The sequence below is a fragment of the Micrococcaceae bacterium Sec5.7 genome (genome assembly GCA_039636785.1).
GTDB lineage: Bacteria > Actinomycetota > Actinomycetes > Actinomycetales > Micrococcaceae > Arthrobacter.
Genome location: CP144169.1, coordinates 2562094 through 2586343, shown reverse-complemented (window position 1 = coordinate 2586343; position 24250 = coordinate 2562094). Strand labels below are relative to the sequence as shown.

The following is a 24250-nucleotide window of genomic DNA, read 5'->3' as shown; positions in this document are numbered from 1 at the left end:
GTCAGCCGTGGCCGGCAAGGACGACATTCTCACACGCCTCCAGATCGACGATGCCCTCTCGGCGCTGCCCGATTGGAGGTACCGGCTGGGCGGTCTGGTCACTGTCTATAAGACGCCGACGGCGGCCGGCGCACTCGAGCTGATTGCCGCCGTCGGACGCCTGGCCGAAGAGCAGAACCATCACCCTGACCTTGACTGGCGGTACAACCGGGTGTTTATCCGCTTCAGCTCGCACGACGCCGGAACGGAGGTCACGTCACGGGATGTCCGTGCCGCGGCCGAAGCCAGCGACGCGGCGGCGGCGGCGGGCGCCACTCCCGAGCCCGGGCTGTACCGGACCGTGGAGTTCGCAATAGATACGGCCGATCCGGCGGGCATAGCCGAGGTCTGGAAGGCCGCGCTGGGCTACCGAAAGGGACGCTTCGGGGATCTCGTGGACCCGTACGGCCGCGGGCCAGGGCTGTGGTTTCAGGAAACAGACACCCCGAACGACAACCGCATCCACCTGGATATTCATCAGGCCAAGGCCGAGTCCGGGCCCACGCTTGAAAAGACGGCCGGTACCGGGGCCTTAATGAACCATGACCACGCACCCGACTGGGTGGTGGTCACGGATGCGCAGGGCAACCGGCTGTGTCTCTGTACTGAAGAAGGCCACGAACCTGACCTGTAGGGCCTGCTTAGGAAAGGCCTGCCGTTGGAGTCGCCGTTAGAGTCTCAGGGCAGCGGTCAGGCGCAGGGTGTCATGGCGGGCGCGGGTGCGTCCGAGCAGGATTGCGGCCGCCACCCCAGCGGCGGTACCCAGAACCATGGGCAGGATCCACGGAATCCAGGTGAGGCCCGGCTGGTAAGCAAAGCCTGCCGTGATGCAGATGATCCAGCTCAGCGCCCCGACTGCCGCGGCGACGCCCGCAGGCAACGCCATGCCGTACTTTGCATGGCGTTTGTCATTGGCCCAGACAACAAAACCCGCGGCCACTGTCACCAGGACAACGATAATCAGGGAAAGCATGGGATCTCCTCGGTGATGCGGACGGGTGTCAGAACTGGCCGAAACCGACGCGGCGGGCTTCCTCTGCGCCGATTTCAACGTAGCCCAGCACATTGCCCGGAATGATGACCAGGCGGCCCTTTTCGTCCGTCAGGCGCAGCTCCGTGCCCTTGGTGATGGCCTCAGCCACCACTTTGGCAACAGCGTCAGCATCCTGAGCCGATTCCAGCACAATTTCGCGGCCAATGTTCTGAATGCCGATCTTTACTTCCACAGCAAGGCCTCCCAGCCAATCAAAGTTTCAGGGTGTTCTCTATTTGTAGTCTAGGACTCTTTGGGGAAGCGAGAGATTCCGCGCCAAGCTAAACGGTAGATGAGGTCGCTGGCGACATCGAGATCAAGGTTTCCGTCGGTTTCCAGCCAGTAACGCGCACTGACCTGCGCCATTCCGGCGAGTCCCCGGCCCAGGAGCTGTGCCTCGAGCAGCGGAAGTTTGGTGTCCTCGGCGATGACCCGCGCGATGGCATCGGCAAACGTTTTGTTAAACGTCTCAAGCCGTGAACTGACGTCCGGATCGTTGATGAGGTCCGATTCAAACACCAGACGGTGTGCCTGGTCATCACTGTCGATGAAGCGGTAGTACGCGCGCATGACGGCCTGCACACGTTCATCGTTGTCCGACGTGGAATTCAAGGCGCCCAGCATCAGTTCGGTCAGCGAGCCCAGATGGCTGTCCAGCAGGGCCAGGTAGAGCTCGCGCTTGGAGGGAAAGTGCTGGTACAGCACGGGCTTGCTCACATGGGCGGTTTCGGCGATCTCGTCCATGGCTGCCCCGTGGTACCCGTTGGCTACAAAGACTTCCTGGGCGGCTGCCAGGAGCTGTGCACGGCGTTCGTCACGCGGAAGCCGGGCCGAACGCTGGCCTGCGGCACGCGTCTGTCCTGCGGGTACTTCGCCGGCCGGAGCTCGATCAGCCGGTGCATCGTCAACCACTGTTGGCCTACTTTCAATTGCAGTTACACCTACTTTACTTCGCAGTAATATGACCGGGCGGCATCTGGAGGCATACATTGAAGTATGGCTTCCACTTTGACCTCAGCTGCTTCCCCTGCTTCCCCTGCATCACTTGGAGCACTGGTTGAACCAGCGGCCGGGCTGACCCCGGACGAGGTTGAACGGTACTCGCGGCACCTCATCATTCCGGAAATCGGCGCGCTGGGCCAGCGCAGGTTGAAGAATGCCCGGGTGCTGGTCATCGGGGCGGGCGGACTGGGCTCTCCGGCACTCCTGTACCTCGCCGCCGCCGGCGTGGGAACCCTCGGAATCATTGACGACGACGCCGTTGACCTGAGTAATCTCCAGCGGCAGGTGATCCACGGGGTAGCCGATGTGGGACGGCCCAAAATCGAATCAGCCCGGGATGCCATCGCCGCGCTGAACCCCCTCGTGAACGTCCGGCTTCACAACGTGCGCCTTGATGCCACGAACGCCCTGGAGCTTTTTGCGGACTACGACCTCATCCTCGACGGTGCCGACAACTTCGCCACGCGCTATCTGGTCAATGACGCCGCGGCCATCCTGGGCAAGCCGTACGTGTGGGGCTCAATCTTCCGGTTTGACGGCCAGGTCAGTGTGTTCTGGGAACAGCATGGCCCCACGTACCGCGACCTCTACCCTGAAGCACCGCCCGCGGGTTCCGTGCCGTCCTGCGGCGAAGGCGGCGTGTTCGGCATGTTGTGCGCCGCCGTCGGGTCACTCATGGTGACGGAGGCCGTCAAGTTGATCACCGGCGTCGGGCGTTCCCTGCTGGGGCGGGTGGCGCTTTTCGATGCGCTGGGCGGCAGCTGGCGGGAGATCCGGGTGTCCAAGGACCCGGCTGCCGAACGGATCACCGAACTGACGGACTACGAGGCCTTCTGCGGCATCGCGCCGGTGGCGGTTACTGACGCTGAACACACGGTCACGGCAACGCAGCTGGCCACCATGCTGGCCTCGAGGAAAGCCGGGCTGAAGGACTTTGAGCTGGTGGATGTCCGCGAGGCCGGCGAGCACGACATCGTCAGCATTGACGGTTCGGTGCTGATCCCGCAGGGGAGGATCCTGGCGGGAGAGGCCTGGGCTGAGCTGCCCCAGGACAAGGACATCATCTTCCACTGCAAGGCAGGCACCCGTTCAGCAAACGTGCTGGCTGCGGCCCGCAAGGCCGGTTACCAGCGTGTCAGCCATCTCGACGGCGGTATTCTGGCGTGGGTCAGGGACGTGGAAAAGGAAAAGCCGGTGTACTGAACGGCGCCTGCCGGAAAACCACTGGACCGGCGGATCACTGCATGGGCAGATCACCGTGTGAGCAGATCACTGCGCAATGATGCTGACTTCCCGCGAGGCGATGACGGCGCCCGTGATCCAGTGCAGAAGGTCCACTGTCAGCCGGTACTTGCCGGGCGCCGGAGGTTTCAGGATGATGTCGTAGCGCTCCCCGGCTCCAAAATTGACGATGCTTGTCAACAGGGGCCTCTGCCCGCCGGAGATTGGCCTCGCGGCCCCAATCCGTCTTGAGATGTCGCGGAACGGCCGGCCGTCTTGGGCGATCAGTTCTGCCATCGCGACTCGCTTTCCTGCAGCGTCGGTGAAACGGGCGTTGATGGGGAAATAGTTGCCATTGAGCAGGCGCAGTAAAGTGGGTTTGACCCTGCCTGCTGCTCCGGCCGTGACATTGGCCCGGATGCGGGAGAGGAAGCTCGGGCCTTCCACTTTCCTGTCCGGATGGGCAAACTCGCCCCCAAGCAGATAGAAGTGCTTGGGTTCGAATCTGTCCAGGCCCACGTCATCGCCTGAAAGCCCGGCGGCGTGGTTGAGTTCATGCCAGCGGGGGTCCACAGAATACGGAACCAGGATCGCTTCGGTGTCAATGTCGTATTCGGGCCCGTCGACGAAGGCCCGCCGGGCGCCCGGCGCCACCGGGAAGTCCGGGTGTACCGCAGGATCGATGATCAAGGGGCCGAACATCCCCATCTGCACGTGCAGGGTCGTATTCACGTGGCAGTGGTAGAAGTACGTGCCGGCGGCCCCGACGTTCGGATTCCCGGGCTGGCCGCGGTCCGGCAGCCACTGGTAGGTGTATTTGCCGGAAACCTCGAAGGACGTGTGGCCCACGCCGTCGTTCCGCGGATCCGGTTCGATCCCGTGCCAGTGGATCGTATGGACTTTCTTGCTCGAATGCACAGTGCCGTGGAAGAGCTGTCCCTCGGTGAGCCGCACCAGGGGTGCCGGAAACCTTCGCCCGGAAGTCGCTGTCTCGAACGTCCATATCTCAAACGTGCCGCCGTCGTCGAAGGTCATCTTCCGGTTGAAGAATTTGAAGTCGAGGGCTACATGCGGCTCCTGGCGGAACTCGGTCTGCGGGCTGCCTTCCTGGATCTGGTCCGAGCTGAAGTCCACCTGGCTGCGGTAGAGGTGGTGCGCGGGTTCACGCGTGGACGGCACCGGGGCAGCGAGTGACCAGTGTCCCACCAGCCCGCCGGGATACATCCCGCCCATGGCCACCTGCGACGGTTCGGCATGGCAGTGCATGGGGTATTGCCAGTCGACGTTCCGTGCATTCCACACCTGGTCGGTGGCCTCGGGCGGACGCCTCAAGGGAAGAACAGAGTCCTTCCGGTCCAGCGGGTGGACCTCCACGACGTCCTCCCACTGCTGCAGCACCACGTGGCCGTCCGCATCCACCGAGCCCCCGGACCGCGGAAAATTGGTTTCGTTGCGCCGCACCGTCCAGACATGGTTGCCGTGGAAATGCAGCTGGTGATGGACAATGCCGGCATTGAGGAAGCGCATCAGCTGCCCGGTCCTGACAGTCCCCGAAGCGGTGCCCTGGCTGAAGTCGCGGACGTCAATAGCCCGTGCTGAACCGGACATCATGGATTCTTCCTCGCGGATCCGGTTTGCTTCCTCGTCCGTGGATATGCCCAGCGATTGGAACCCGCTGCGGCCGTTGAGCGTGAAATAACGGGGGTACGCAGGGGTCTTGGCCGGATCCACGATTCCTTGGCGGGCGGCGATCGCTGCCCATTTCGGATCGACGTTATGCAGGATCCAAAGCCACTGGCGCTCGAATTCGGTACCGCCTGGCCCGGAGAGCCACGGTGCGTCCGGATTGGTCACCAGCAGGGCACCGAACAAGCCGAGAATCCGCTGGACAGGGTCAGCTTCCGGATCGGCAGGATCAGCACCGGGGTCACAGTAGATGTATGTGCCTGCCGGAGGTGCCTCGAATTCCAGGGTTCTGGTCCGGCCAGGCGCAATCTCCCCGGTGCCCACATGGCCGCCGCCAGGTCCGGCGTGGAGGAATTGCAGGGCGTGTGGCTGGGCCAGGTTGTTCGATACCCGGAGGCTGATGATGCTGCCCGCTTCTGCGATAAGGGTCCGTTCCGGGAAGTAGCTGGCCCAGTGGGCACGGCGGATCAGGAACTGGCCGGGATTCGCCGGATCCGGCCGTGCGGGCTGCGGGCGGCCACGCGGCGGCAGGGCCGCGTTCAGCGGGTAGCTCCGGCTGGCCACGACGGAGCCGTTCCGGAGGACGACGCGCGGGCTGAGCGTGAGGCTCGGTGCCGGGTCGGAGGCCGATGTCCGACGGTCACCGAAGCCACGGTGGTATACCAAGGCCCCGTCCACCATCGGCAGGAATCCCTCATTGATGTGGACGTTAATGGTTGTCATGGCCGTCCTTGGTTAATCGTCAGGGGAGGCAGAGCAAGGGCCAGCGTCTGGTCTCGCACCGGATCTGAATACTCCAGCTCCATGTCCACGGAATCGTGGGGTGCCAGATAGCTGATCCACAGGTGCTCCGTTGTTCCCTGCGAAAGCGCACCAGGGCCTCGGCCGGAGTCCTGCGGCGTTACAGTCATGGCCGACGGGAGCAGCTTTAAACGGAGCTGGCCCGGGCCGAACAGCATCGGCTCCGTCATGGTGTTGTTGAGCTCCACCTCAAGCACTACTACGTCACCCCACGTGAGGTTTGCAGGCTGCTGCGACGCAGAATCGGGAAGTGTTCCACCGTCGTGGGAGTGGCTGTCGGTGCTGACCTTCCGGCTGCTGTCGACGCGCCGCAACGAAGGTCCGCCGCTGAAAGCGGCCGCTGAACCGGTCCCTCCTGTGAGCTGCGCGGCTGCGGCCGTGACCGTCCGGAATGCCGTCCGGCCTTGCGAATCCAGGCGGGCCAGGCGTCCGGCGCGAAGTACGGACAGGGTTCCGAACGCCGTGGCAACGCTGCCCCCGGAATCCTGTCCACTGCGCGATATGACACCGTACGTCCCGCCGGCCACCAGCAGGAACGCCCCGCCGCCCACCACCAGACCGAACTGGCGGCGGCTCAGGAGAGGGCCTGAAATGGTGCGTGTACTCAGATTCATGGTCGCGCCCCCAAATTGGTTTCACGGACAGCGTCCATTTTGCGTTGGACACCCTATGGAAAGCTTGGGATGCCGAAGCATCGGGCGGTGGAGTTGCCCGCGCAAACCAAGGCCCGGGAACGCACGTCAGGGCAGTGTGCCTAGGCGGTTTCCCGGGTTCCTTCAGGGTCCGCGGCCACAGTGTGGCCCACGGGGCACTCGGCGGCCGTGGCAGCGGCCGGCTGCTCCACCGTAATGCCGTACAGGGTTTCGAGGGCCGTGACGTAGTTGTCCTGCTGGCCGTTGGCGGCGAGTTCGCGGGCCCGGACGGTGGGCACATGCAGGAGCTGCTTGACCATCCGGCGCAAGGCGAATTCCACTTCCTCGGCGGCAGCTGTGCAGCCGTGGCGGGCACGGACCTTTTCCATCTCAGCGTCGAGTACGTTCATGGTGTGGCGGCGCAGAGCCACGATGGCGGAGTCCACAGACCGGGCCTCCCGCTCCTGCTCAAAAGCCTCGGCGGCGCCTGAAACAATGCTGCTGGCGTGGGAAAGCGATTCCGCCTGCTCCTGGGGGGCTGCGAGCCGGACGGATTCCAGCGTCAGCAGCTCAACGCCGTCGAGCTCCCCCACGGCCGGGTCAAAATCATGCGTGAGGGCGAGATCAATGGCGACGAGAGGCCGGGGCGACCCATCGCGGATCTGCGCCAGCTCTGCGGCCTCAACGCGCGTATCGGAACCGCTGCAGCCGATCATGACGTCGGCGGTGGCAACAGACGGGCGGAGGGATTCGCCGTCCAGGGCGGTCCCGCCACGGGTGGCAACAAAGCCTGCGGCGCGGCCGGACGAGGAAAAGACTGAAATGTCGGTGCAGCCGCGTTCCCGCAGCAATGCCATGGTGGCTCCGGCGTAGGCGCCGGTACCGAACACCACCACTTTCTTCTCTGACCAGTCGGTGTTCTCCGAAAGATCGGTGGCGAGATCCAGTGCCACGGAAACTATGGACAGCCCTCTGGAACCGAGTGCAGTCTGCGCGCCCACGTCCTTTGCTGTTTTGGACGCCGCCTGGAACAGCCGGACCAGTCCGGAACTGGCAGTGCCTTCATGTTGGGCAGTGATGAGGGCGCGCCGCACCTGACCGGCAATTTCCCGTTCCCCCACCACAGCAGAATCGAGCCCGGCGCTGACTGCGAAAAGGTGTTGGCTGACATCGGGGCCGGTGCGTGTGTTGAACGAGCGGGACACAAGCTGTTCGTTGAGGCCGCTCAAGCCGCTGATCTGCGCGACAAGCGCTGCCCGGGCAGCTTCGACATCGTCCACATGGGGAGCTTCGCCATAGATTTCGTAGCGGTTGCAGGTGGCAAGGACAATCGCGCCCGTCACTGCCGGCGATCCGGAGAGTGCGGACGTGGCGATCTCTGAAGCGCCGCTGCTCAGCTGAGCAACGGTCTCAAGGTCGATGTCGGCGTGTGTAGCCACCAATGAAAAAAGAACCACAGCAGATCAATCATAGCTTTTTCGCAGCCGTGTAGAACAACCCCGCGGGGCGATGCCGGACACCATGCCCTGTGATTCCTGCCACCGCACTGCCTCCCGGAGCCGCGAATGACAGGCTGTCGTTATCTTTTGAGGCCGTTTTTGGGCACAATCGAAGCATGACTCCTAGCGCTGCGTTATCTGCTGCCGGCACTCTCGATGCAGGCCATCCGTTGATGGACGGCCGCACTGCCGACTCCCCGCTGATCACTGCCTACCGCGGCGGTAAACCTTCGCGCCGACCGGTATGGTTCATGCGCCAGGCCGGGCGCTCCCTGCCCGAGTACCTGAAGCTGCGCGAAGGCGTTGCGATGCTGGATTCCTGCCTCCGCCCGGAGCTTGCTTCCGAGATCACCCTGCAGCCGGTGCGCAGGCACGACGTTGATGCGGCCATTTTCTTCTCTGACATTGTCATTCCGCTGAAACTGGCGGGTGTTGGTGTCGATATCATTCCCGGTGTGGGACCGGTTCTGGCCAAGCCCGTGCGGACGGCAGCGGATGTGGCAGCGCTGCCACAGCTGACCTGGGAAGCTCTTGAGCCCATCAGGGAAGCCGCGCGACTTACGGTGGCTGAGCTGGGAAAGACCCCTTTGATCGGCTTCGCCGGCGCACCGTTCACCCTGGCGGCCTACATGGTTGAGGGCAAGCCGTCCCGCGACCATCTGGGCCCGCGCACCATGATGCACGCTGACCCGGAAACCTGGACCGCGCTGGCCAACTGGGCAGCGGATGCCTCCGGCATGTTCCTGCGCGCCCAGCTTGAGGCCGGAGCATCTGCCGGACAGCTCTTCGATTCCTGGGCAGGCTCGCTGGGACTGGCTGACTACACAAAGTTCGTTGCACCGGCGTCGGCCCGTGCCCTGGACCACGTCCGCCGCCTCGGCGCACCGCTGATCCACTTCGGCACCGGAACCTCTGAGCTCCTCGTTGCCATGCGCGACATCGGGGTGGACGTGGTGGGCGTGGACTACCGCCTCCCGCTGGACGAGGCCAACCGGCGGCTGGGCGGAACTGTCCCGCTGCAGGGAAACATCGACCCCGCCCTGCTTTCAGCCCCGTGGGACGTGCTGGAAGCGCATGTGCGTGAAGTCATCGCCGCCGGCGCAGAGGCGCCCGGCCATGTCCTGAACCTTGGTCACGGCGTACCGCCCGAAACGGATCCGGCCGTCCTGACGCGCGTCGTGGAGCTCATCCATTCCATCTCGCCGGAGTAAGCCCGTGGACGCAGGCAAGCAGGGCCCCGGTACGGAACAAACCGCCGGAAGGACCGCACTGGTGGTTGGCGGCGGGATTTCCGGCCTGCTCGCTGCACGTGAACTTGCCGCAGCGGATTTCCACACCACCGTGCTGGAGGCCAGCGGTTCCTGGGGCGGCTGCGTGGGCAGCCACGTGGTTGCCGGACTGACCCTGGACAGCGGCGCGGAGTCCTTCGCCACCCGCTCCACAGCGGTGGCCGAACTCGCAGCTGAACTCGGACTGGCAGGAAAGATCGTTGCGCCGCATCCCGGCGGTGCCTGGGTGCAGCTGCCTGACGGTCCACGGGAACTGCCCAAAACGGGTGTTCTCGGAATCCCCGCCAATCCCTGGGACCCCGAAGTCCGACGCACGCTGGGGTTCCTGGGCTCCTTCCGGGCATCCCTGGACAAGTACCTGCCCGCCGCCGTGGGTACCGGAGGCGACGTCACCAGTGTGTCTGCCCTGGTTGGTGCCAGAATGGGCAGGCGCGTGCTGCAGCGTCTCGTGGAGCCGGTAGTGGGCGGTGTCCACTCTGCGGATCCGGCGCTCCTGGACGTGGATATGGTGGCGCCCGGCCTCCGTGCCGCAGCCAAGGAACATGGGTCCCTTGCCGCCGCTGTCGCAGCCCAGCGGCGCACCCCGGGCACCAAGGCAGGTTCCGCCGTCGCCGGTCTCGAAGGCGGGATGCACACGCTTGTTTCAGCATTGGTGGCTGACCTCCGCCACCGCGGAGTGACGCTCTTGGGAAATTCCCGTGCAGGTTCCATAGTCCGGACGGCGGATGGCTGGCACGTCACGGCGGAGGAGAAAATTCACGACGCCGGCCTGCTGGTGGTTGCGCTGGACGGTCCGGCCGCCATCGGGCTGCTGGAGGATGCGGTGCCCGCGCTCGTGGGCCGGCGCCCCGAAAGCGGGCCGGATGTGAAGCTCGTGACCATCGTTGTGGACCTGCCCGAACTCGATGGCAGCCCGCGGGGGACCGGAATCCTGGTGGCGCCGCAGACTCCGGGTGTTCAGGCAAAGGCGCTCACCCATGCCACAGCGAAATGGGATTGGCTGGCGGCGGAAACGGGGCCCGGCACCCATGTTTTGCGCCTGTCCTACGGCAGGGCAGGGAAGGAACCCGCCTCCGAAGACAAAGACCCGCAGAGCGACACTCAACTTCTCGCGGCCGCACTGCGCGACGCCTCGAGTCTGCTCAGCGTCCCTGTCACAGCTCAAGACGTGGTGGATTGGGACGTGGTCCGGTGGCCGGGCGCACTGCCGTTCGCGGCCGTCGGCCACAAGCAGCGCGTCGCGGAAGTACGGCGCATCTGCACCGACGCAGGCAGCCTCGCAATTGTGGGCGGCTGGGTATCGGGAAACGGCCTGGCTGCCGTGGTTGCGGACACCGGGCAGCAGATCCGTGCGCTGACCAGCTAAACGTTTTGGGCCACTGACCGGGCCTGTCAAGCGGTACGCGACTTCCTTTTCACTGCGGATTCTGGTTAGGGTGGGTGGCTATGGTTACTAACAGGTCCAACGTTTCAAGAGCGCTGACCGGTTTCCATGGGGGACTTCGGCGCGGCACAACTGCTGCTGCGCTCGGAGCGGTACTGGTTCTAACAGCAGGGGTACCTGCATCACATGCTTCCGGGGGTATGTCGCTTCCTGGGGCGGCCACCCGGGTGACGGCCAGTGCCCAACCGGCTGGCTTGGGTGACTGGCTGGGGGGCCTCTTCGGCCAGCCGGATCCGGATCCGGCCGAGCCCTCTGACCCGCCGGTAACTCCCGGTCCGTCTCCCGCACCGGTTGCGGACAAGCCGGCTCCTGTCCCGTCGTCCACCGCAGTTCCCGACCGGGGGCAGACCAATCCCGCAACGACACCGGCGCCCGCGCCGGCCGCCGCGCAGACTTCAGCTCCGTCTTCAGGTCCGGCGCCCACCACGGCCGCCCCGCCTGCTGAATCCCCGGTCACGCAGGCTGCTGAGGGAACAACGCCCACTCAGGCGACGGCTCCTGACACGCAGCCGGCCAACTCAACCAACTCATCCGCGGCGGCTTCGGACGTCCGGGCTGGCGCGGCTGCCTCGTCGCCCGGAAGCACGGCGCGTCCGGATCAGCCTGCAATCAAGCCGGTTTCGAACGTGGTGTCCTCCCGGGTGTCCGCGATGATCTGGTGGGGGCTTGGGCTTGTTGCCCTCGCAGCTGCTGCCGGTTTGGTCTTCCTGAGGATGCGTAAGGCCTGAGCACCCGGCGGCTGGGCGGCAAGCCGGCGGAACACACCCCGATCGTTCTGTGAAATAGAGCACTTCTACGTGTTGTAGAAGAGTTCTTTTTCGACTTACAGGCCGTGGAGGGGGCAGTATGGTATCCATGAGCCACACATCTGCCGAATCTGTCACTAAAACCGAAGAATCAGCTGAGCAGTTCTTCACTCTCTGGACTGTGTTCAAGCGATCCGCCGATGTCCTGCGCAGCGGTGATGCCGCTGACGAATTTGACGCACTGGTGGCGCGGCTGGCTGAGGCCGGCGTGACCCACCGCGGTAGCTACGATGTCTCCGCGATGCGGGCTGACGCCGACGTCATGGTGTGGCTCCACGGCTCCAAGCCGGAGGCCCTGCAGCAGGCCATCCGGGATATGCGGCGCAGCAAACTGTTCGCGGGAACCGAGATTGTGTGGTCGGCCATGGGCGTCCACCGCGAGGCCGAGTTCGCCAAGAACCACACACCCGCCTTCTCGCGCGGGGTTGCACCGGCGGAGTGGCTGTGCGTGTACCCGTTCGTCCGCTCCTACGAGTGGTACATTCTGCCCGACGCCGAGCGCGGCAAGATGCTGCGGGACCATGGCATGCTGGGACGGGAATTCCCGCAGGTCATCTCCAACACCGTCTCGTCCTTCGCCTTGGGCGACTGGGAATGGATCCTGGCCCTGGAAGCCCCTGAGCTGGTGGATCTGGTAGACCTTATGCGCCATCTGCGCTCCACCGAGGCACGCAACCATGTCCGGGAGGAAATCCCGTTCTACACCGGACGCCGCATTTCGGCCGGGGAGATTGCCGAGGTCCTGGCATGAGCCTGCTGGAGCACCAGGATGCAGGCGGCGCCGTCAACCCGGCGACGGAAGGGGGCCGGATGGCACCTAAGGACTACGACGCCGTCGTCCTTGCCTCGTTCGGTGGGCCTGAGGGGCAGGAAGACGTTATTCCGTTCCTGCGGAATGTGACCCGTGGCCGCGGCATCCCGGACGAGCGCCTCGAAGAGGTGTCCCATCATTACCGCGCAAACGGCGGCATCAGCCCCATCAACCAGCAGAACCGTGACCTGAAGGCGTCCCTTGAGGCTGAACTGGCCGCCCGCGGCATTGAACTGCCGGTGCTGTGGGGTAACCGCAACTGGGATCCGTACATCCCGCAGACCCTTCAGGACGCGTACGACGCCGGACACCGGAAGCTGCTGATGATCACCACGAGTGCCTACTCGTGTTACTCCAGCTGCCGCCAGTACCGTGAAGACGTCGGCATGGCCCTCACCGAGAGCGGCCTCGACGGCCGGCTCGAGGTCGACAAAGTACGTCAGTACTTTGACCACCCGGGTTTTGTGGAGCCGTTTGTGGAAGGCACTGCCGCCGGGCTGGCTGAGGTCCGTGCCCAGCTGGCTGCCGCTGGAACGCCCGATGCTTCCGTGCACGTTCTTTTTGCCACGCACTCCATCCCCATCCGTGATGCCGAAGCCGCGGGGCGCTCCGACGGCGAGCCCCGCGAGTTTGCCGAGGACTCGGCGTATGTCGCCCAGCACCTGGCCAACGGTACCGAGGTAATCCGGCGTGCCGAGGCTGAATCCGGACTTACAGTGCCCTGGTCTCTTGTGTACCAGTCCCGCTCCGGGGCACCGAACATGCCCTGGCTCGAACCGGACATCAACGACGCCATCGAGCAACTGGCAGTCCAGGGAGTCCAGGGGATTGTGATTGTTCCCCTGGGTTTTGTCACCGACCACATGGAAGTGGTCTGGGATCTGGACACTGAAGCCCTGGAGACCTGCCGCAACCTTGGCCTCGCCGCCACGCGGGTACCGACACCCGGCACGCACCGGAAATTTGTGACCGGCCTGGCAGACCTCATCTCCGAACGGACCGTTGCGAACAACATCAGCGATCGTCCGGCCATAACGGGGCTCGGGCCCTGGTATGACGTCTGCCGTCCCGGCTGCTGCGCCAACTTCCGCGGCGAGAAGCCCACCATTGCCGGTGCTGACACCACCGTCGGCACGGGCCACGATCCTTACCCTGTCGGTCAGGCTGCACCGTGACGGTAAGAATCGGCACCCGCGCCAGCAAGCTTGCATTGACCCAGACCCAGCAGACCGCCGACCAGCTGGCCGCCGTCGGGGGTTTCCCTGTTGAGCTGGTCCACATCCGGACCGACGGCGATGTCCTCACCGGTTCGTTGTCCCATATGGGCGGCACCGGGGTGTTTGTGACAGCGCTCCGCGATGCGCTCCTGCAGGATGTCTGCGATGTTGCAGTCCACTCGCTCAAGGATCTGCCGACCGGCGCGGCCCCGGGACTGACCCTGGCCGCCACTCCGCGGCGTGCGGACGTCCGCGATGTGCTCTGCGCCCGCAATGGCCTGAAGCTTGCCGATCTGCCGCACGGCGCCAGGGTAGGCACCGGATCACCCCGCCGTGCCGCGCAGCTGCGCGCTGTCCGTCCGGATCTGGACATCCTGGACATCCGCGGGAACGTGGACACGCGCCTGGGCCGTGTCCCCGGGCTTCCCGGCAACGCGACGGACGCCGTTGTTGAAGGAAAATCCTGCGACCTTGACGCCGTGGTAGTAGCTGCGGCGGGCCTGGAGCGGATCAGCCGGCTGGACACAGTCAGCGAATTCCTTGAAACGGATGTGATGCTGCCGGCAGCCGGCCAGGGATCCTTGGCCATAGAATGCCGGACCGCGGATGCCCCCAGCACGGCTGGATCCACCGAAGGTTCACAGGGCGCACTCGCCCAGGCGCTGGCTGCCCTTGATGACCCGGATACCCGGCTCGCCGTGACGGCAGAACGGGCCTTGCTTGCCCGGCTGGAGGCCGGCTGCGCAGCTCCGGTAGGCGCATACGCCTACCGGAAGGGCAGCATGCTGCACCTTGAGGCGGTTGTCTGCGCTGTGGACGGCACAGCCTCGGTGCGGGATAAACGAGCCACCGACGGGCTGACGGAAGTTGGAGCGACTCTGCTCGGCATCGAACTGGCGGAGGTTCTTCTGGCCGGTGGTGCTGCCGATATCGCGGACCTGACCGCGTCCTGATCCGGGCAGATCACCGGGTCATGGGACGGCACAGCGCGGAAGCTCCCGCGGGAAGCCATGAAGCCGGCACCGCCGGTGAGGGCGAGCCGGGAATTCTTGAGGGCGCCCGTGTGCTGATCACCCGCAGCCCGGACCGCTCGGAAGCCCTCGTGGCCGCCTTGCGCCAAACCGGTGCCGAACCGCTGTTGTTCCCCCTGATTGACTTTGAACGGGCCCGCGATCAGCATTCCCTCGATGTGGCTTTTGACGCGCTCGGAGCCGGCGCCTACAGCTGGCTGGTGGTCAGCAGCATCACCACTGTGCGGGCGTTGAAGGACAAGGCGGCTGAACGGGGTCTGACTCTGGACCAGTGTGTCCCGCCGTCCACCAGAGTCGCAACGATAGGCCAGTCATCGCGCCGCGTCCTGGAATCCGAGGGCCTCACCGTGCATCTGGTTCCCAACGGGGTCCAGTCCGCTGCCGGATTGCTGGCTGTCTGGCCGGGCGGCAGGGGGAGCGTGCTTCTTCCCCAGGCCGACATTGCCACTCCATTGCTCGGTGAAGGAATCCGGTCGCGGGGCGCCAACGTCCAGACTGTCATTGCATACTGCACGGTGGACTATCCGGCCAACCCTTCCCGGAGACTCAGCACCGGGCCGTCCGCCGCCGCGAAAGATTCCGGCGGACGGCAGGCAGCCGCGGTTCTGGATCCTGCAGAAGCGAAAGCGGAGATTGACGCCGGACGGCTGCACGCCGTCCTCGCGGCTTCACCCAGCGCCGTACGGCGCATCCAGGCGGCCCTGTCGCCATTGGCTGGCTGCCGCCTGGTGGTGATCGGGCGTTCGACGGCGGAGGAGGCCGGATCGTTGGGGCTCGAGGTTGCGTCCGTGGCCAGCGAGCCCACGCCGGGAGGTCTGGTGGCGGCGGTCATAGAGGCCCTGCTGCCGGGACATCCGGCAGTCACCCCGTCCGGCGGGAACCGGGCCACGCACAACCATCCACCGGCACAATATCCGTCAGAACAAAAAGGCACCATGTGAAGGACAGGACATGAGTTTTCCTAACCACCGCCCCCGGCGGCTCCGCACCACGCCGGCGATGCGCAGGCTCACGGCCGAAAACCGGCTCGCGGCGGCAGAGCTGATCTTGCCCGCCTTCATCCGGGAAGGCCTCACTGAGCCCAACGCGATTTCGTCCATGCCTGGCGTAGTCCAGCACACCACCGACTCCCTGAAACGTGCGGCAGCTGAAGCCGTGGAGTTGGGGGTGGGCGGCATTATGCTCTTCGGAATCCCGGCCGTCCGAGATGCCGAAGGAACGGCGTCACTTGATCCCGACGGTGTTCTGAACAAGGCCATCCGCGACGTCCGCTCAGAAGTAGGCGATGAACTCGTGATCATGAGTGACGTGTGTCTGGACGAATTCACTGACCACGGCCACTGCGGAGTGCTGGACGATGACGGTTATGTGGACAACGACCGGACACTGGAGATCTACGCCAGGATGGCAGTGGCGCAGGCCGACGCCGGCGCGCACATGCTGGGTCCGTCCGGAATGATGGACGGCCAGATTGCCGTGATCCGCCAGGCGCTTGAGGAAGCCGGCCACAACAACACCGCGGTCATCGCCTACGCCGCGAAGTATGCCTCAGCCTTCTACGGCCCCTTCCGCGAGGCCGTGGATTCCCAGCTGAAGGGTGATCGGCGCACATACCAGATGGATTCCGCGAACCGCCGCGAGGCCCTCCTCGAGGTGGAGCTGGACCTCGAGGAGGGTGCCGACATCGTGATGGTGAAGCCCGCCATGAGCTATCTGGACATTCTGGCAGACGTGGCCGCCATGAGCCCCGTCCCCGTGGCCGCCTACCAGATCTCGGGGGAGTACTCCATGATCGAGGCGGCAGCCGCCAACGGCTGGATCGACCGCCGGGCAGCCATCACTGAATCTGTGCTCGGCATCAGGCGGGCCGGCGCGAACATGGTGCTGACATACTGGGCTTCCGAGCTCGCCGGCTGGCTGACGGAGTCCTGATGGCTGACAAGGACGTGGTTCCCACCCCTCCTGGCAGTCCCACCTCTCCTGTGGGGCCTGCCGAAATCCTGCTCGGCCTCAATACTTTTGGTGACGTGGGTGAGGGTGCGGACGGAAGGCCGCTGCCGCATGCCCAGGTGCTGCGGCAGCTGCTGGAGCAGGCGGAACTGGCTGACGACGTCGGGCTTCATGCCTTCGGGGTGGGCGAGCACCACCGTAAGGACTTCGCCGTTTCGGCTCCCGAGGTGTTCCTGGCTGCGGCCGGCGCGAGGACCGCACGGATCCGGTTAGGTTCGGCCGTAACAGTACTTAGCTCCGACGATCCCATCCGGGTTTTCCAGCGGTTCTCCACCGTTGACGCCATCTCCAACGGCCGGGCTGAAGTGATGCTGGGGCGGGGATCATTCGTTGAGTCCTTCCCGCTGTTCGGCCTGGACCTTGCCGACTACGAGATCCTGTTTGAGGAAAAGCTCGAGCTCTTTGACAAAGTGCGGATGCAGAAGCCGGTCCACTGGGAAGGCCGCACCCGGCCGGCAATCAACGGGCTGAGCGTGTATCCGCCGCTGGAGCAGCACCTGCTGCCGGCCTGGATCGGTGTGGGCGGCACCCCTGAATCCGTACTGCGGTGCGCTGAGTACGGGTACCCCATCATTTTCGCCATCATCGGAGGTGAGCCCCGTGCCTTCGCGCCGCTGGTGAACCTGTACCGGGAGGCTATGGAAGAGTACGGCCACCCGATGCAGCAAATTGCCACGCATTCCCCGGGCCACATCGCGGATACCGATGAAGCTGCGCGCGAGGAGCTCTTCCCTCACTGGCTGGCGCAGCGGAACAGGATCGGATCCGAGCGTGGCTGGGGCCCCGGAAACAGGCGGGAATTTGATGCCATGTGCGGCCCTGAGGGGGCGCTCTACGTGGGCTCGCCTGAAACCGTGGCGCAGAAAATCGCCCTGCTCAAGCGCAATCTTGGCGTTGACCGCTTCGACCTCAAGTTCGGCAACGGCACCCTGCCGCACGATTCCATGATGCGCTGCATCGAACTTTTCGGCACCGTAGTGGCCCCCCGGGTAGCGGAGCTGCTGGCCGAAACCCGGCCGGCGAACTGAAAGAATGAAACACATGACTTCCAGCACCCCTCGCAACGAGGAACTCTTTGACCGCGCCCGCCAGCTGATGCCCGGCGGCGTCAATTCGCCTGTCCGCGCGTTCGGCTCGGTGGGCGGGACGCCGAGATTCATGGTCTCGGCCCAGGGACCGTACCTGACGGATGCCGACGGCCAGGAGTATGTGGACCTGGTCTGCTCCTGGGGGCCGGCGCTCCTGGGCCACGCCCACCCCGCCGTTCTTGAGGCGGTGCACGCAGCCGTGGACCGTGGGCTGTCCTTTGGTGCCTCGACACCGGACGAGGCCAACCTGGCTGCAATCGTCAAGGAACGTGTTCCCGCCGCCGAACGCGTGCGCATGGTATCCACGGGCACCGAGGCCACCATGACCGCCGTCCGGCTGGCCCGCGGCTTCACCGGCCGCAACCTGATCATCAAGTTTGCCGGCTGCTATCACGGCCACCTCGACGGGTTGCTGGCGGCGGCCGGCTCCGGCCTGGCCACGCTGGCGCTGCCCGGCTCTGCCGGCGTCACCGCGGCAACGGCAGCTGAGACGCTGGTTCTGCCGTACAACGATCTCGCCGCCGTTGAGGCCGCTTTCGCTGTCCATGGGCCAAACATCGCCGCTGTCATCACCGAAGCCGCACCCGCCAACATGGGTGTTGTCACTCCCGGTGACGGTTTCAACGCCGGACTGTCGCGGATTACGCGCGAACACGGCGCGCTGCTCATCCTGGATGAAGTCCTCACGGGTTTCCGCACCGGCTATTCCGGCTACTGGGGCCTCACCGGCGGCGCTCTTGATGCTGCCGAACCGTGGAGCCCCGATCTGCTCACCTTCGGAAAGGTGATCGGCGGCGGAATGCCGACGGCGGCCCTCGCCGGCCGTGCCGATGTGATGGGCTACCTCGCGCCGCTCGGCCCGGTGTACCAGGCGGGCACGCTGTCCGGCAACCCGGTGGCCATGGCTGCGGGTGTTGCCACTCTCACCCACGCGACCCGGGACGTCTACTCGTTCGTTGACGCGCGTTCGCTGGAACTGTCCTCCGCATTGTCCTCGGCATTGTCCTCAGCCGGCGTGGATCACTCGATCCAGCGCGCCGGGAACCTGTTCTCAGTGGCGTTCGGCACGTCTGCCCGGGGCGTTCACAATTACGACGACGCCCAGGGCCAGGAAGTGTTCCGCTACGCGCCGTTCTTCCACTCGATGCTGGACTCGGGCGTTTATCTGCCGCCGTCTGTCTTCGAGGCATGGTTCCTTTCAGCTGCTCACGATGACGCAGCCATGAACCGGATTTTCGATGCTCTGCCGGGCGCGGCGCAGGCTGCCGGCGCCGCAAAGGCCTGAGTTCCTCGGCATGGCCCGCATTGCCTGCCGAGGTGGCGGGCAGCGGGGCAGGCCGGGAGTAGGCTTATGGAGAACAGCCCGACTCAACCAAGCCACGGTAAGCATGCGCAAGCCTTTCACAACTGCAGCACTCGGGATGTCCGTGGTTATGGCTGGATTCTTTGTGGCGGTTGCTTCCTCCGACACCGCCACGGTAGGCGGAGCAGGGAGCCATCCCAGCGGGTCTCCGCCTGCTGCGGCTTCGCCTCCGCCGCCGTCCGCGACGACGCCCGCATCAGCGTCTGCCCCAGGCGCGCAAACTGCTCCGCCGCCCACGGCGGCGAGTCCACCGCCGGCCCGGACGCCTCCGGCGCAGGCTCCGCCGCCCGCAGTTGGCACGCCCGAACAGCGGTTGGCTGGGTTGACGCAGGAGCAGCGAGTGGGGCAATTATTCATGGTTGCTGCAAAAGCCACGGGTGCGGACGCCACTACCATGGCCGACCTCGCCAACTACCACACGGGCAACGTGTACTTGGCCGGCCGAAGTCATGCGGGCACCCGGGCTACGGCGGCCGTGGTGGCTGGCATGACAGCCACAGTGTCGGCTGCCAGTACCGGTGGTGTGCCGCTCTTCGTGGCAACAGACCAGGAGGGCGGCTACGTCCAGGTTCTGAACGGTCCCGGGTTCTCCGTTATTCCCACGGCGCTGGCGCAGTCCGGCTCGAGTTCCGCCCAGATCCAGGCGAGCGCCCGCCTCTGGGGAAGCCAACTGCTGCAAGGCGGCGTGAACGTCGACTTGGCACCGGTCCTGGACACTGTTCCGGGCCCGCAGTCCGCCGCCTCCAACCCGCCGATCGGCTTCTACCAGCGTGAGTATGGTTTTGCGCCAGCGCAGGTGTCCGCCCAGGGGAACGCCTTCGCCGCAGGGCTCCGGGAAGCCGGAGTGGCGCCGGTAGTCAAGCATTTTCCGGGTCTGGGACGGGTCCTCCTGAACACTGACGTCAGCGGGAATGTCCATGACACCTTGACCACGATCAGCGACGCATATCTGGAACCGTACCGGGCGGCGATCAGGAACGGTGTCCGATGGGTCATGGTGTCAAACGCCTATTACGACCGGATTGACCCAGCCAACATCGCTGCGTTCTCAACAGTCATCATGGGCACCATGTTGCGCTCGGATGCCGGGTTCACAGGAATCATCGTGTCCGACGACCTCTGCAACGCAGTGCAGCTTGCACCGTGGGCGCTCGGCGACAGGGCCGTAGACTTCATCGGCGCCGGCGGCACCATGGTCCTTTGCGCCGACCCGCTGAGCATCCCGGTCATGTACAACAAGGTGCTGCAGCGTGCGCAGGGCAATGCGGCCTTCCGGGCCGAGGTGGATGCTGCGACGTTGACTGTGCTGCGGGTCAAAGCGGGCCACTAGTTCGGAGCGGGTGCGAAAAGCCCCGGCCTCCGGCCTTTTACCTCGGCGTACGCGCCGTCGTCGTTCTCAAACGCGTTAAATGACTTTGGCACCCGCTGCAACGGGTGCCAAAGTCATGTAGACGGTTGCCGCGGGCTGTGGGCCGGCGCCGTGGGCTAGAAAGCCGCGGTCACATCTCCATTGGGCCATTCCTTCTCGATGAAGGCCTTGACCTCGGGGGAGTGCAGGAGCTCGTCGAGCTTCTGGATGCGGGCGTCATCCTTGGAGTCCGCGCGCCACGCCAGGAAGTTGGCGTACGGGTTATTGTCCACTGATTCCACAGCCAGGGCGTTTTGGGTGCTCAGGCCTGCCTTGAGGATGAAATTGCCGTTGATCAGGGCCAGATCCACGGAGGGGTCCTTGAGGTCGTTGATCAGCAGTTCCGGCTGGTTCTCGGAGAAATTAAGCTTCTTCGGGTTCTGCGCGTCCGTCAGGGTGATCACGGAGGAGTCATCCTTGATGTCCTTGACCAGTCCGGCAGCCTGGAGCACCTTGAGGGCGCGGACCTGGTTGGAGGGATCGTTGGTGATGGCGATCTTTGCGCCGTCGCCGATTTCCTTGATGTCCTTTACCTTTTCGGAGAAGGCAGCGTAAGGCTCAATGTGTACGCCTTCGCCGTGGCCGAACTTGTAGCCCTTGGTTTTCACCTGGTCGTTGTACCACGGCAGGTGCTGGTAGAAGTTGGCGTCCAGTGAACCATCGCTCAGGGCCGTGTTGGGCGTCTGGTAATCCTCGATCTCCGTGATGTCCAGTTTGAGACCGGCCTTCGGAGCGAGATCCTGATTGATGAATTCGAGAATCTTGGCGTGCGGAACCGGGCTGGCGCCCACCGTGAGCGTAACGGGGTTGGCCGGGTCCAGCGTTTTGGTTTCGGCGCCGGGGGTGGACGAACCACCGCAAGCCGTTAGCGCCAGAGCGGTAACAATACCAGTGGCAAGGAGGGTGAGTGACTTACGCATTGAATGCGTTCCTTTCAAAATCGCTTGGATCGCGGCGGCTGGCCGCCGGGATCCTGCATCTGTGCAGAGGGCAGATACCCGCTGCAGTGAAGTTATTGAGTAATTTGGGCTGGAGCAGGGTCAGCTCCGGCGCAGAAACAGCACTGCTGCCGGAGCTGGGGCCGTGGCCGGCCTAACGGTGATCCAGGCTCCGGGAGATCCGTTCGCCGACCAGCTGGATGACCTGGACCAAAACGATGATCAGCACGATGGTTACGATCATCACAGTGACGTCGAAGCGCTGGAAGCCGTAGTTGTAGGCGAGCTTCCCCAAGCCTCCGCCGCCCACGAGTCCGGCCATGGCGCTGTAGCCCACCAGGGTGACCACGGTGGTGGTGGCGGCGGCCACCAGGGCCGGCAGAGACTCGGGCAGCATGACCTTGCCGATCACCTGCATGTTGGTGGATCCCATGACCTGCGCGGCGTCAACCTTGCCGTGGTGCACGTCGCGGAGACAGGACTCCACGAGCCGGGCGAAGAACGGAATGGTCCCGATGGAGAGCGATACCGATGCCGCCACCGGACCCAGGCTGGTGCCGACGAGCAGACGGGCCAGCGGGATCAGCGCCACCATCAGGATGGCGAACGGGATGGACCTGGTGATGTTCACGATGATGTCGCTGACGATCCTGTTGACCACGGGCATGGGGCGGAGGCCGCCGGGTGCCGAGGCGTGAAGGAATACGCCGAGAGGCAGTCCGATCAGGACGGTGAAGAACGCCGAGATGCCCACCATCTGAAGTGTTTCAAGGATTGCTTCGGGGAGCGCTTTGGCCAGGACGGGGTTGCTGAAGATGCCGTTCACTTGACGTCTCCTGTCTCGTCGTTAAACGCAGCTGCGCTCACGGTGTTCGCGAGCTTGGCGCTAATGCCGCGTTCGTGCAGGTAATTCATCACGGCGTTGTGGTCCACATTTTCGGCGACCTGGACCCGGAGGTGGCCGAACTGCTGGCCGCCCAGGGTCTCGACGCTGCCCGCGAGCACGTTGAGATCAATGTCGAAGTGCCGGGCCACACCTGTCAGTACAGGTTCCTTGGCGCTTTCGCCGGAGAAAAGAATCTCCAGGACGGGGCCGCCCTGGAGTGCGCCCTTGAGCGGCTCCGATGGCGGCAGCGGCAGCAGGGCGCGGGCCAGCCTGCTGTCGAGCTCGCCGGCGACGTCCCGCAGCGCCCCATGTTCAATAACGCGGCCCTTCGACAAGAGAGACACTGATTCACACACACGCTTAACCACGTGCATTTCGTGCGTGATGATGAGCACCGTGAGCTGCAGGCGTCTGGTGAGGTCCTGGATCAGGTCAAGAATTTCATCGGTGGTGGCCGGATCAAGCGCCGACGTGGGTTCGTCGCACAGCAGCACATCGGGATCGGCCGCCAACGCGCGGGCGATCCCCACGCGCTGGCGCTGTCCACCGGAAAGCTGCGACGGATAAGCGCCTTCGAACCCCTCAAGGCCTACGAGCTTCAGGAGTTCAGCCACCCGGGCGCGGATCGTGTCTTTGGGCGTTTTTACGAGCTCCAGCGGATGAGCCACGTTGCCGGTGGCCGTGCGCGAGTCCATGAGGTTGGCGTGCTGGAACACCATCCCGATCCGGCGCCGTGCTGCCCGGATTTCCGAATCCTTGACGGAGCTGAGCTCCTTGCCATCGATACTGACAGAGCCCGACGTCGGACGGTCCAGCAGGGTGAGGCAACGGACCAAAGTGGACTTTCCGGCGCCGGAATGGCCGATGATTCCATGGATGGAACCTTTGGGAACGGAAAGAGTGACGCCATCGAGGGCAACCACTTCTTTCTTTCCCTGGCGGTAGACCTTGCGCAGGTCGGTGACTGTGATCATTTATCCTCAGGTGGTTGGGCCCGGGGGAGGCTCCGGGCACGGCATAGCACAAGCTCGCTTCTGAACTAAATTATGTCAGGGCAGCCAAAAGGCATCCACTTCTGCACACTATTCGTAATAGAGCGGGAACGGCGGAATATCCTGCGGGAATTGAGGATGCTTTACGACCAGCAGCCCGGTGTGGCTTTCGTCGGTTGAATTGCGGCCCGGCAGGCACAGTTAGCCCGCCGGGCGAAGTCAATGTGATATCCGTCCCACGATCCGCCGCCAGGCCGGGCTCCCGCTGAGGGGTCCGGCCGAGTCAGCGGTGATTCCATGAGTGATGCCAGGGCTAGAAGTCGCCCCTGCTGGAGTCTTCAGGAGGAAGCACGGGCCAGTCTCCCTCGATGACAGCCGTGGGTTTGGTTTTCCGCAGATAGTTCTGGAAATCAGCAGCCTGCGTGACGGCCCAGTCCACCTGTAACTGGTGCAGCTGGCTTGCCGGCATTTTGAGCTTGGGGAATTTTCCCGCCATGGCGTCGAGCATGCGCAGTGTAGCCAAGGCATCGGCCGCTGAGGTGTGGGCGTCGTCCAGCTGACACCGTACTCCTCGCACAGGGCCGTCAGGGTGCGCTTTCCTTTGCGGTAGCGGTCCACCTGCTTGTTCATGATGTAGGGGTCAAGGACAGGAAAGCGGTTCAGTTGCGTTACGCCGTACCGGGCAGACTCCGCGGCCAGGACGGTGAAGTCATAGCTGGCGTTGAAAGCGATCACGGGGACACCGGCGTCGAACAGTTCCTGAAGGACCGTGGCGAGCTCCCGGGTGACTTCGTGGGCCGGACGCCCGTCTCGGCGTGCCTGTTCAGTGGTCACGCCATGGACTTCGCTGGCCTCTGCCGGGATCTCCACGCCCGGATCCGCGAGCCACTCATGCTCCTTGACGACACTTCCGGCTGCATCCACCACGGTCACGGACGCGGTGACGATCCTGGCGGCGCGGGAGTTGCGGCCTGTGGTTTCGAGATCGAAGGCGGCCCGGGGGAGGGTGTTCCAAGTGGTCATGCCTCCACGCTACCTGCTGCCACCGACAGTT

General features: G+C 64.7%; 23 protein-coding genes and 1 pseudogene. 14 read left to right on the top strand and 10 right to left on the bottom strand.

The annotated features are described in order from the left end of the window. Positions 1 to 7 precede the first annotated feature (7 nt). The gene (locus tag V3C33_12270; GenBank protein ID XAS66272.1) at positions 8 to 673 is read left to right on the top strand and encodes a 4a-hydroxytetrahydrobiopterin dehydratase; all 666 of its coding nucleotides are present in this window, start codon (positions 8 to 10) and stop codon (positions 671 to 673) included. A gap of 36 nt (positions 674 to 709) precedes the next feature. On the opposite strand, the gene V3C33_12265 is transcribed toward V3C33_12270, so the two are convergent. The 3 genes from V3C33_12265 to V3C33_12255 are packed head-to-tail and all read right to left on the bottom strand — an operon-like array spanning position 710 to position 1984. Continuing rightward, on the bottom strand, positions 710 to 1012 hold the full coding sequence (locus V3C33_12265) for a hypothetical protein (protein ID XAS66271.1): 303 nt from the start codon (positions 1010 to 1012) through the stop codon (positions 710 to 712). Between the two features lie 28 nt (positions 1013 to 1040). Next, positions 1041 to 1265: a DUF3107 domain-containing protein gene (locus V3C33_12260; GenBank protein XAS66270.1), complete on the bottom strand. Its 225-nt coding sequence runs from the start codon at positions 1263 to 1265 to the stop codon at positions 1041 to 1043. A 50-nt stretch (positions 1266 to 1315) separates the two neighbouring features. Next, positions 1316 to 1984 (bottom strand): TetR/AcrR family transcriptional regulator, encoded by a 669-nt coding sequence (locus V3C33_12255; protein ID XAS66269.1) that lies wholly within the window; start codon positions 1982 to 1984, stop codon positions 1316 to 1318. Positions 1985 to 2068: 84 nt separating this feature from the next. Between V3C33_12255 and moeB the strand changes: the two genes are divergently transcribed. Next, positions 2069 to 3277 carry a molybdopterin-synthase adenylyltransferase MoeB gene (gene moeB / locus V3C33_12250; protein ID XAS66268.1) on the top strand — a complete coding sequence of 403 codons (1209 nt, stop codon included), beginning with the start codon at positions 2069 to 2071 and terminating at the stop codon, positions 3275 to 3277. Positions 3278 to 3343: 66 nt separating this feature from the next. Here the strand turns inward: moeB and V3C33_12245 are convergent, their stop codons facing one another. The 3 genes from V3C33_12245 to V3C33_12235 all read right to left on the bottom strand — a co-directional run bounded on the left by V3C33_12245 (position 3344) and on the right by V3C33_12235 (position 7871). Continuing rightward, a complete protein-coding gene (locus V3C33_12245; protein ID XAS66267.1) occupies positions 3344 to 5704 on the bottom strand; it encodes a multicopper oxidase domain-containing protein in 2361 nt (786 codons plus the stop codon). Then, positions 5701 to 6396 (bottom strand): hypothetical protein, encoded by a 696-nt coding sequence (locus V3C33_12240; GenBank protein ID XAS66266.1) that lies wholly within the window; start codon positions 6394 to 6396, stop codon positions 5701 to 5703. Before V3C33_12240 ends, V3C33_12245 begins: the two co-directional genes overlap by 4 nt. Positions 6397 to 6536: 140 nt before the next feature. After that, entirely contained in the window at positions 6537 to 7871 is a 1335-nt protein-coding gene (locus V3C33_12235; GenBank protein ID XAS66265.1) for a glutamyl-tRNA reductase, read from the bottom strand. Between the two features lie 158 nt (positions 7872 to 8029). Here V3C33_12235 and hemE point away from each other — a divergent pair, with 158 nt between their 5' ends. From hemE to V3C33_12180, 11 genes are all read left to right on the top strand, one after another. After that, complete coding sequence (gene hemE / locus V3C33_12230) at positions 8030 to 9124, top strand: uroporphyrinogen decarboxylase (protein XAS66264.1); 1095 nt, start codon at positions 8030 to 8032, stop codon at positions 9122 to 9124. A gap of 4 nt (positions 9125 to 9128) precedes the next feature. Continuing rightward, positions 9129 to 10568 (top strand): FAD-dependent oxidoreductase, encoded by a 1440-nt coding sequence (locus tag V3C33_12225; GenBank protein ID XAS66263.1) that lies wholly within the window; start codon positions 9129 to 9131, stop codon positions 10566 to 10568. 272 nt (positions 10569 to 10840) lie between these two features. Further along, on the top strand, positions 10841 to 11374 hold the full coding sequence (locus V3C33_12220; GenBank protein XAS66262.1) for a hypothetical protein: 534 nt from the start codon (positions 10841 to 10843) through the stop codon (positions 11372 to 11374). A gap of 127 nt (positions 11375 to 11501) precedes the next feature. Beyond that, on the top strand, positions 11502 to 12203 hold the full coding sequence (gene hemQ, locus V3C33_12215; GenBank protein ID XAS66261.1) for a hydrogen peroxide-dependent heme synthase: 702 nt from the start codon (positions 11502 to 11504) through the stop codon (positions 12201 to 12203). Then, the gene (locus V3C33_12210; protein ID XAS66260.1) at positions 12200 to 13438 is read left to right on the top strand and encodes a ferrochelatase; all 1239 of its coding nucleotides are present in this window, start codon (positions 12200 to 12202) and stop codon (positions 13436 to 13438) included. Before hemQ ends, V3C33_12210 begins: the two co-directional genes overlap by 4 nt. Then, positions 13435 to 14433, top strand: coding sequence for a hydroxymethylbilane synthase (gene hemC, locus V3C33_12205; GenBank protein ID XAS66259.1), 999 nt, complete (start codon positions 13435 to 13437; stop codon positions 14431 to 14433). Before V3C33_12210 ends, hemC begins: the two co-directional genes overlap by 4 nt. Positions 14434 to 14453: 20 nt before the next feature. Then, positions 14454 to 15452: a uroporphyrinogen-III synthase gene (locus V3C33_12200; protein ID XAS66258.1), complete on the top strand. Its 999-nt coding sequence runs from the start codon at positions 14454 to 14456 to the stop codon at positions 15450 to 15452. A gap of 10 nt (positions 15453 to 15462) precedes the next feature. Continuing rightward, a complete protein-coding gene (gene hemB, locus V3C33_12195) occupies positions 15463 to 16443 on the top strand; it encodes a porphobilinogen synthase (protein ID XAS66257.1) in 981 nt (326 codons plus the stop codon). Further along, entirely contained in the window at positions 16443 to 17549 is a 1107-nt protein-coding gene (locus tag V3C33_12190) for an LLM class flavin-dependent oxidoreductase (GenBank protein ID XAS66256.1), read from the top strand. The genes hemB and V3C33_12190 overlap by 1 nt, the downstream gene beginning before the upstream one ends. A gap of 13 nt (positions 17550 to 17562) precedes the next feature. Next, the gene (gene hemL, locus V3C33_12185) at positions 17563 to 18894 is read left to right on the top strand and encodes a glutamate-1-semialdehyde 2,1-aminomutase (protein XAS66255.1); all 1332 of its coding nucleotides are present in this window, start codon (positions 17563 to 17565) and stop codon (positions 18892 to 18894) included. 418 nt (positions 18895 to 19312) lie between these two features. After that, positions 19313 to 20302 (top strand): glycoside hydrolase family 3 N-terminal domain-containing protein, encoded by a 990-nt coding sequence (locus tag V3C33_12180; GenBank protein XAS66254.1) that lies wholly within the window; start codon positions 19313 to 19315, stop codon positions 20300 to 20302. Positions 20303 to 20457: 155 nt separating this feature from the next. Here V3C33_12180 and V3C33_12175 read toward each other — a convergent pair whose 3' ends face one another. Beyond that, the gene (locus V3C33_12175; protein ID XAS66253.1) at positions 20458 to 21300 is read right to left on the bottom strand and encodes a MetQ/NlpA family ABC transporter substrate-binding protein; all 843 of its coding nucleotides are present in this window, start codon (positions 21298 to 21300) and stop codon (positions 20458 to 20460) included. Here V3C33_12175 and V3C33_12170 point away from each other — a divergent pair. Beyond that, positions 21288 to 21476, top strand: coding sequence for a hypothetical protein (locus V3C33_12170; protein ID XAS66252.1), 189 nt, complete (start codon positions 21288 to 21290; stop codon positions 21474 to 21476). The genes V3C33_12175 and V3C33_12170 overlap by 13 nt on opposite strands. Here V3C33_12170 and V3C33_12165 read toward each other — a convergent pair. The 3 genes and pseudogenes from V3C33_12165 to V3C33_12155 form a co-directional block, all read right to left on the bottom strand. Continuing rightward, positions 21473 to 22144, bottom strand: a complete 672-nt coding sequence (locus tag V3C33_12165; GenBank protein ID XAS66251.1) for a methionine ABC transporter permease — start codon at positions 22142 to 22144, stop codon at positions 21473 to 21475. The genes V3C33_12170 and V3C33_12165 overlap by 4 nt on opposite strands. Then, positions 22141 to 23178 carry an ATP-binding cassette domain-containing protein gene (locus V3C33_12160; protein ID XAS66250.1) on the bottom strand — a complete coding sequence of 346 codons (1038 nt, stop codon included), beginning with the start codon at positions 23176 to 23178 and terminating at the stop codon, positions 22141 to 22143. The genes V3C33_12165 and V3C33_12160 overlap by 4 nt, the downstream gene beginning before the upstream one ends. Positions 23179 to 23509: 331 nt before the next feature. Continuing rightward, positions 23510 to 24219, bottom strand: a pseudogene (locus tag V3C33_12155) (3'-5' exonuclease). Positions 24220 to 24250 lie beyond the last annotated feature (31 nt).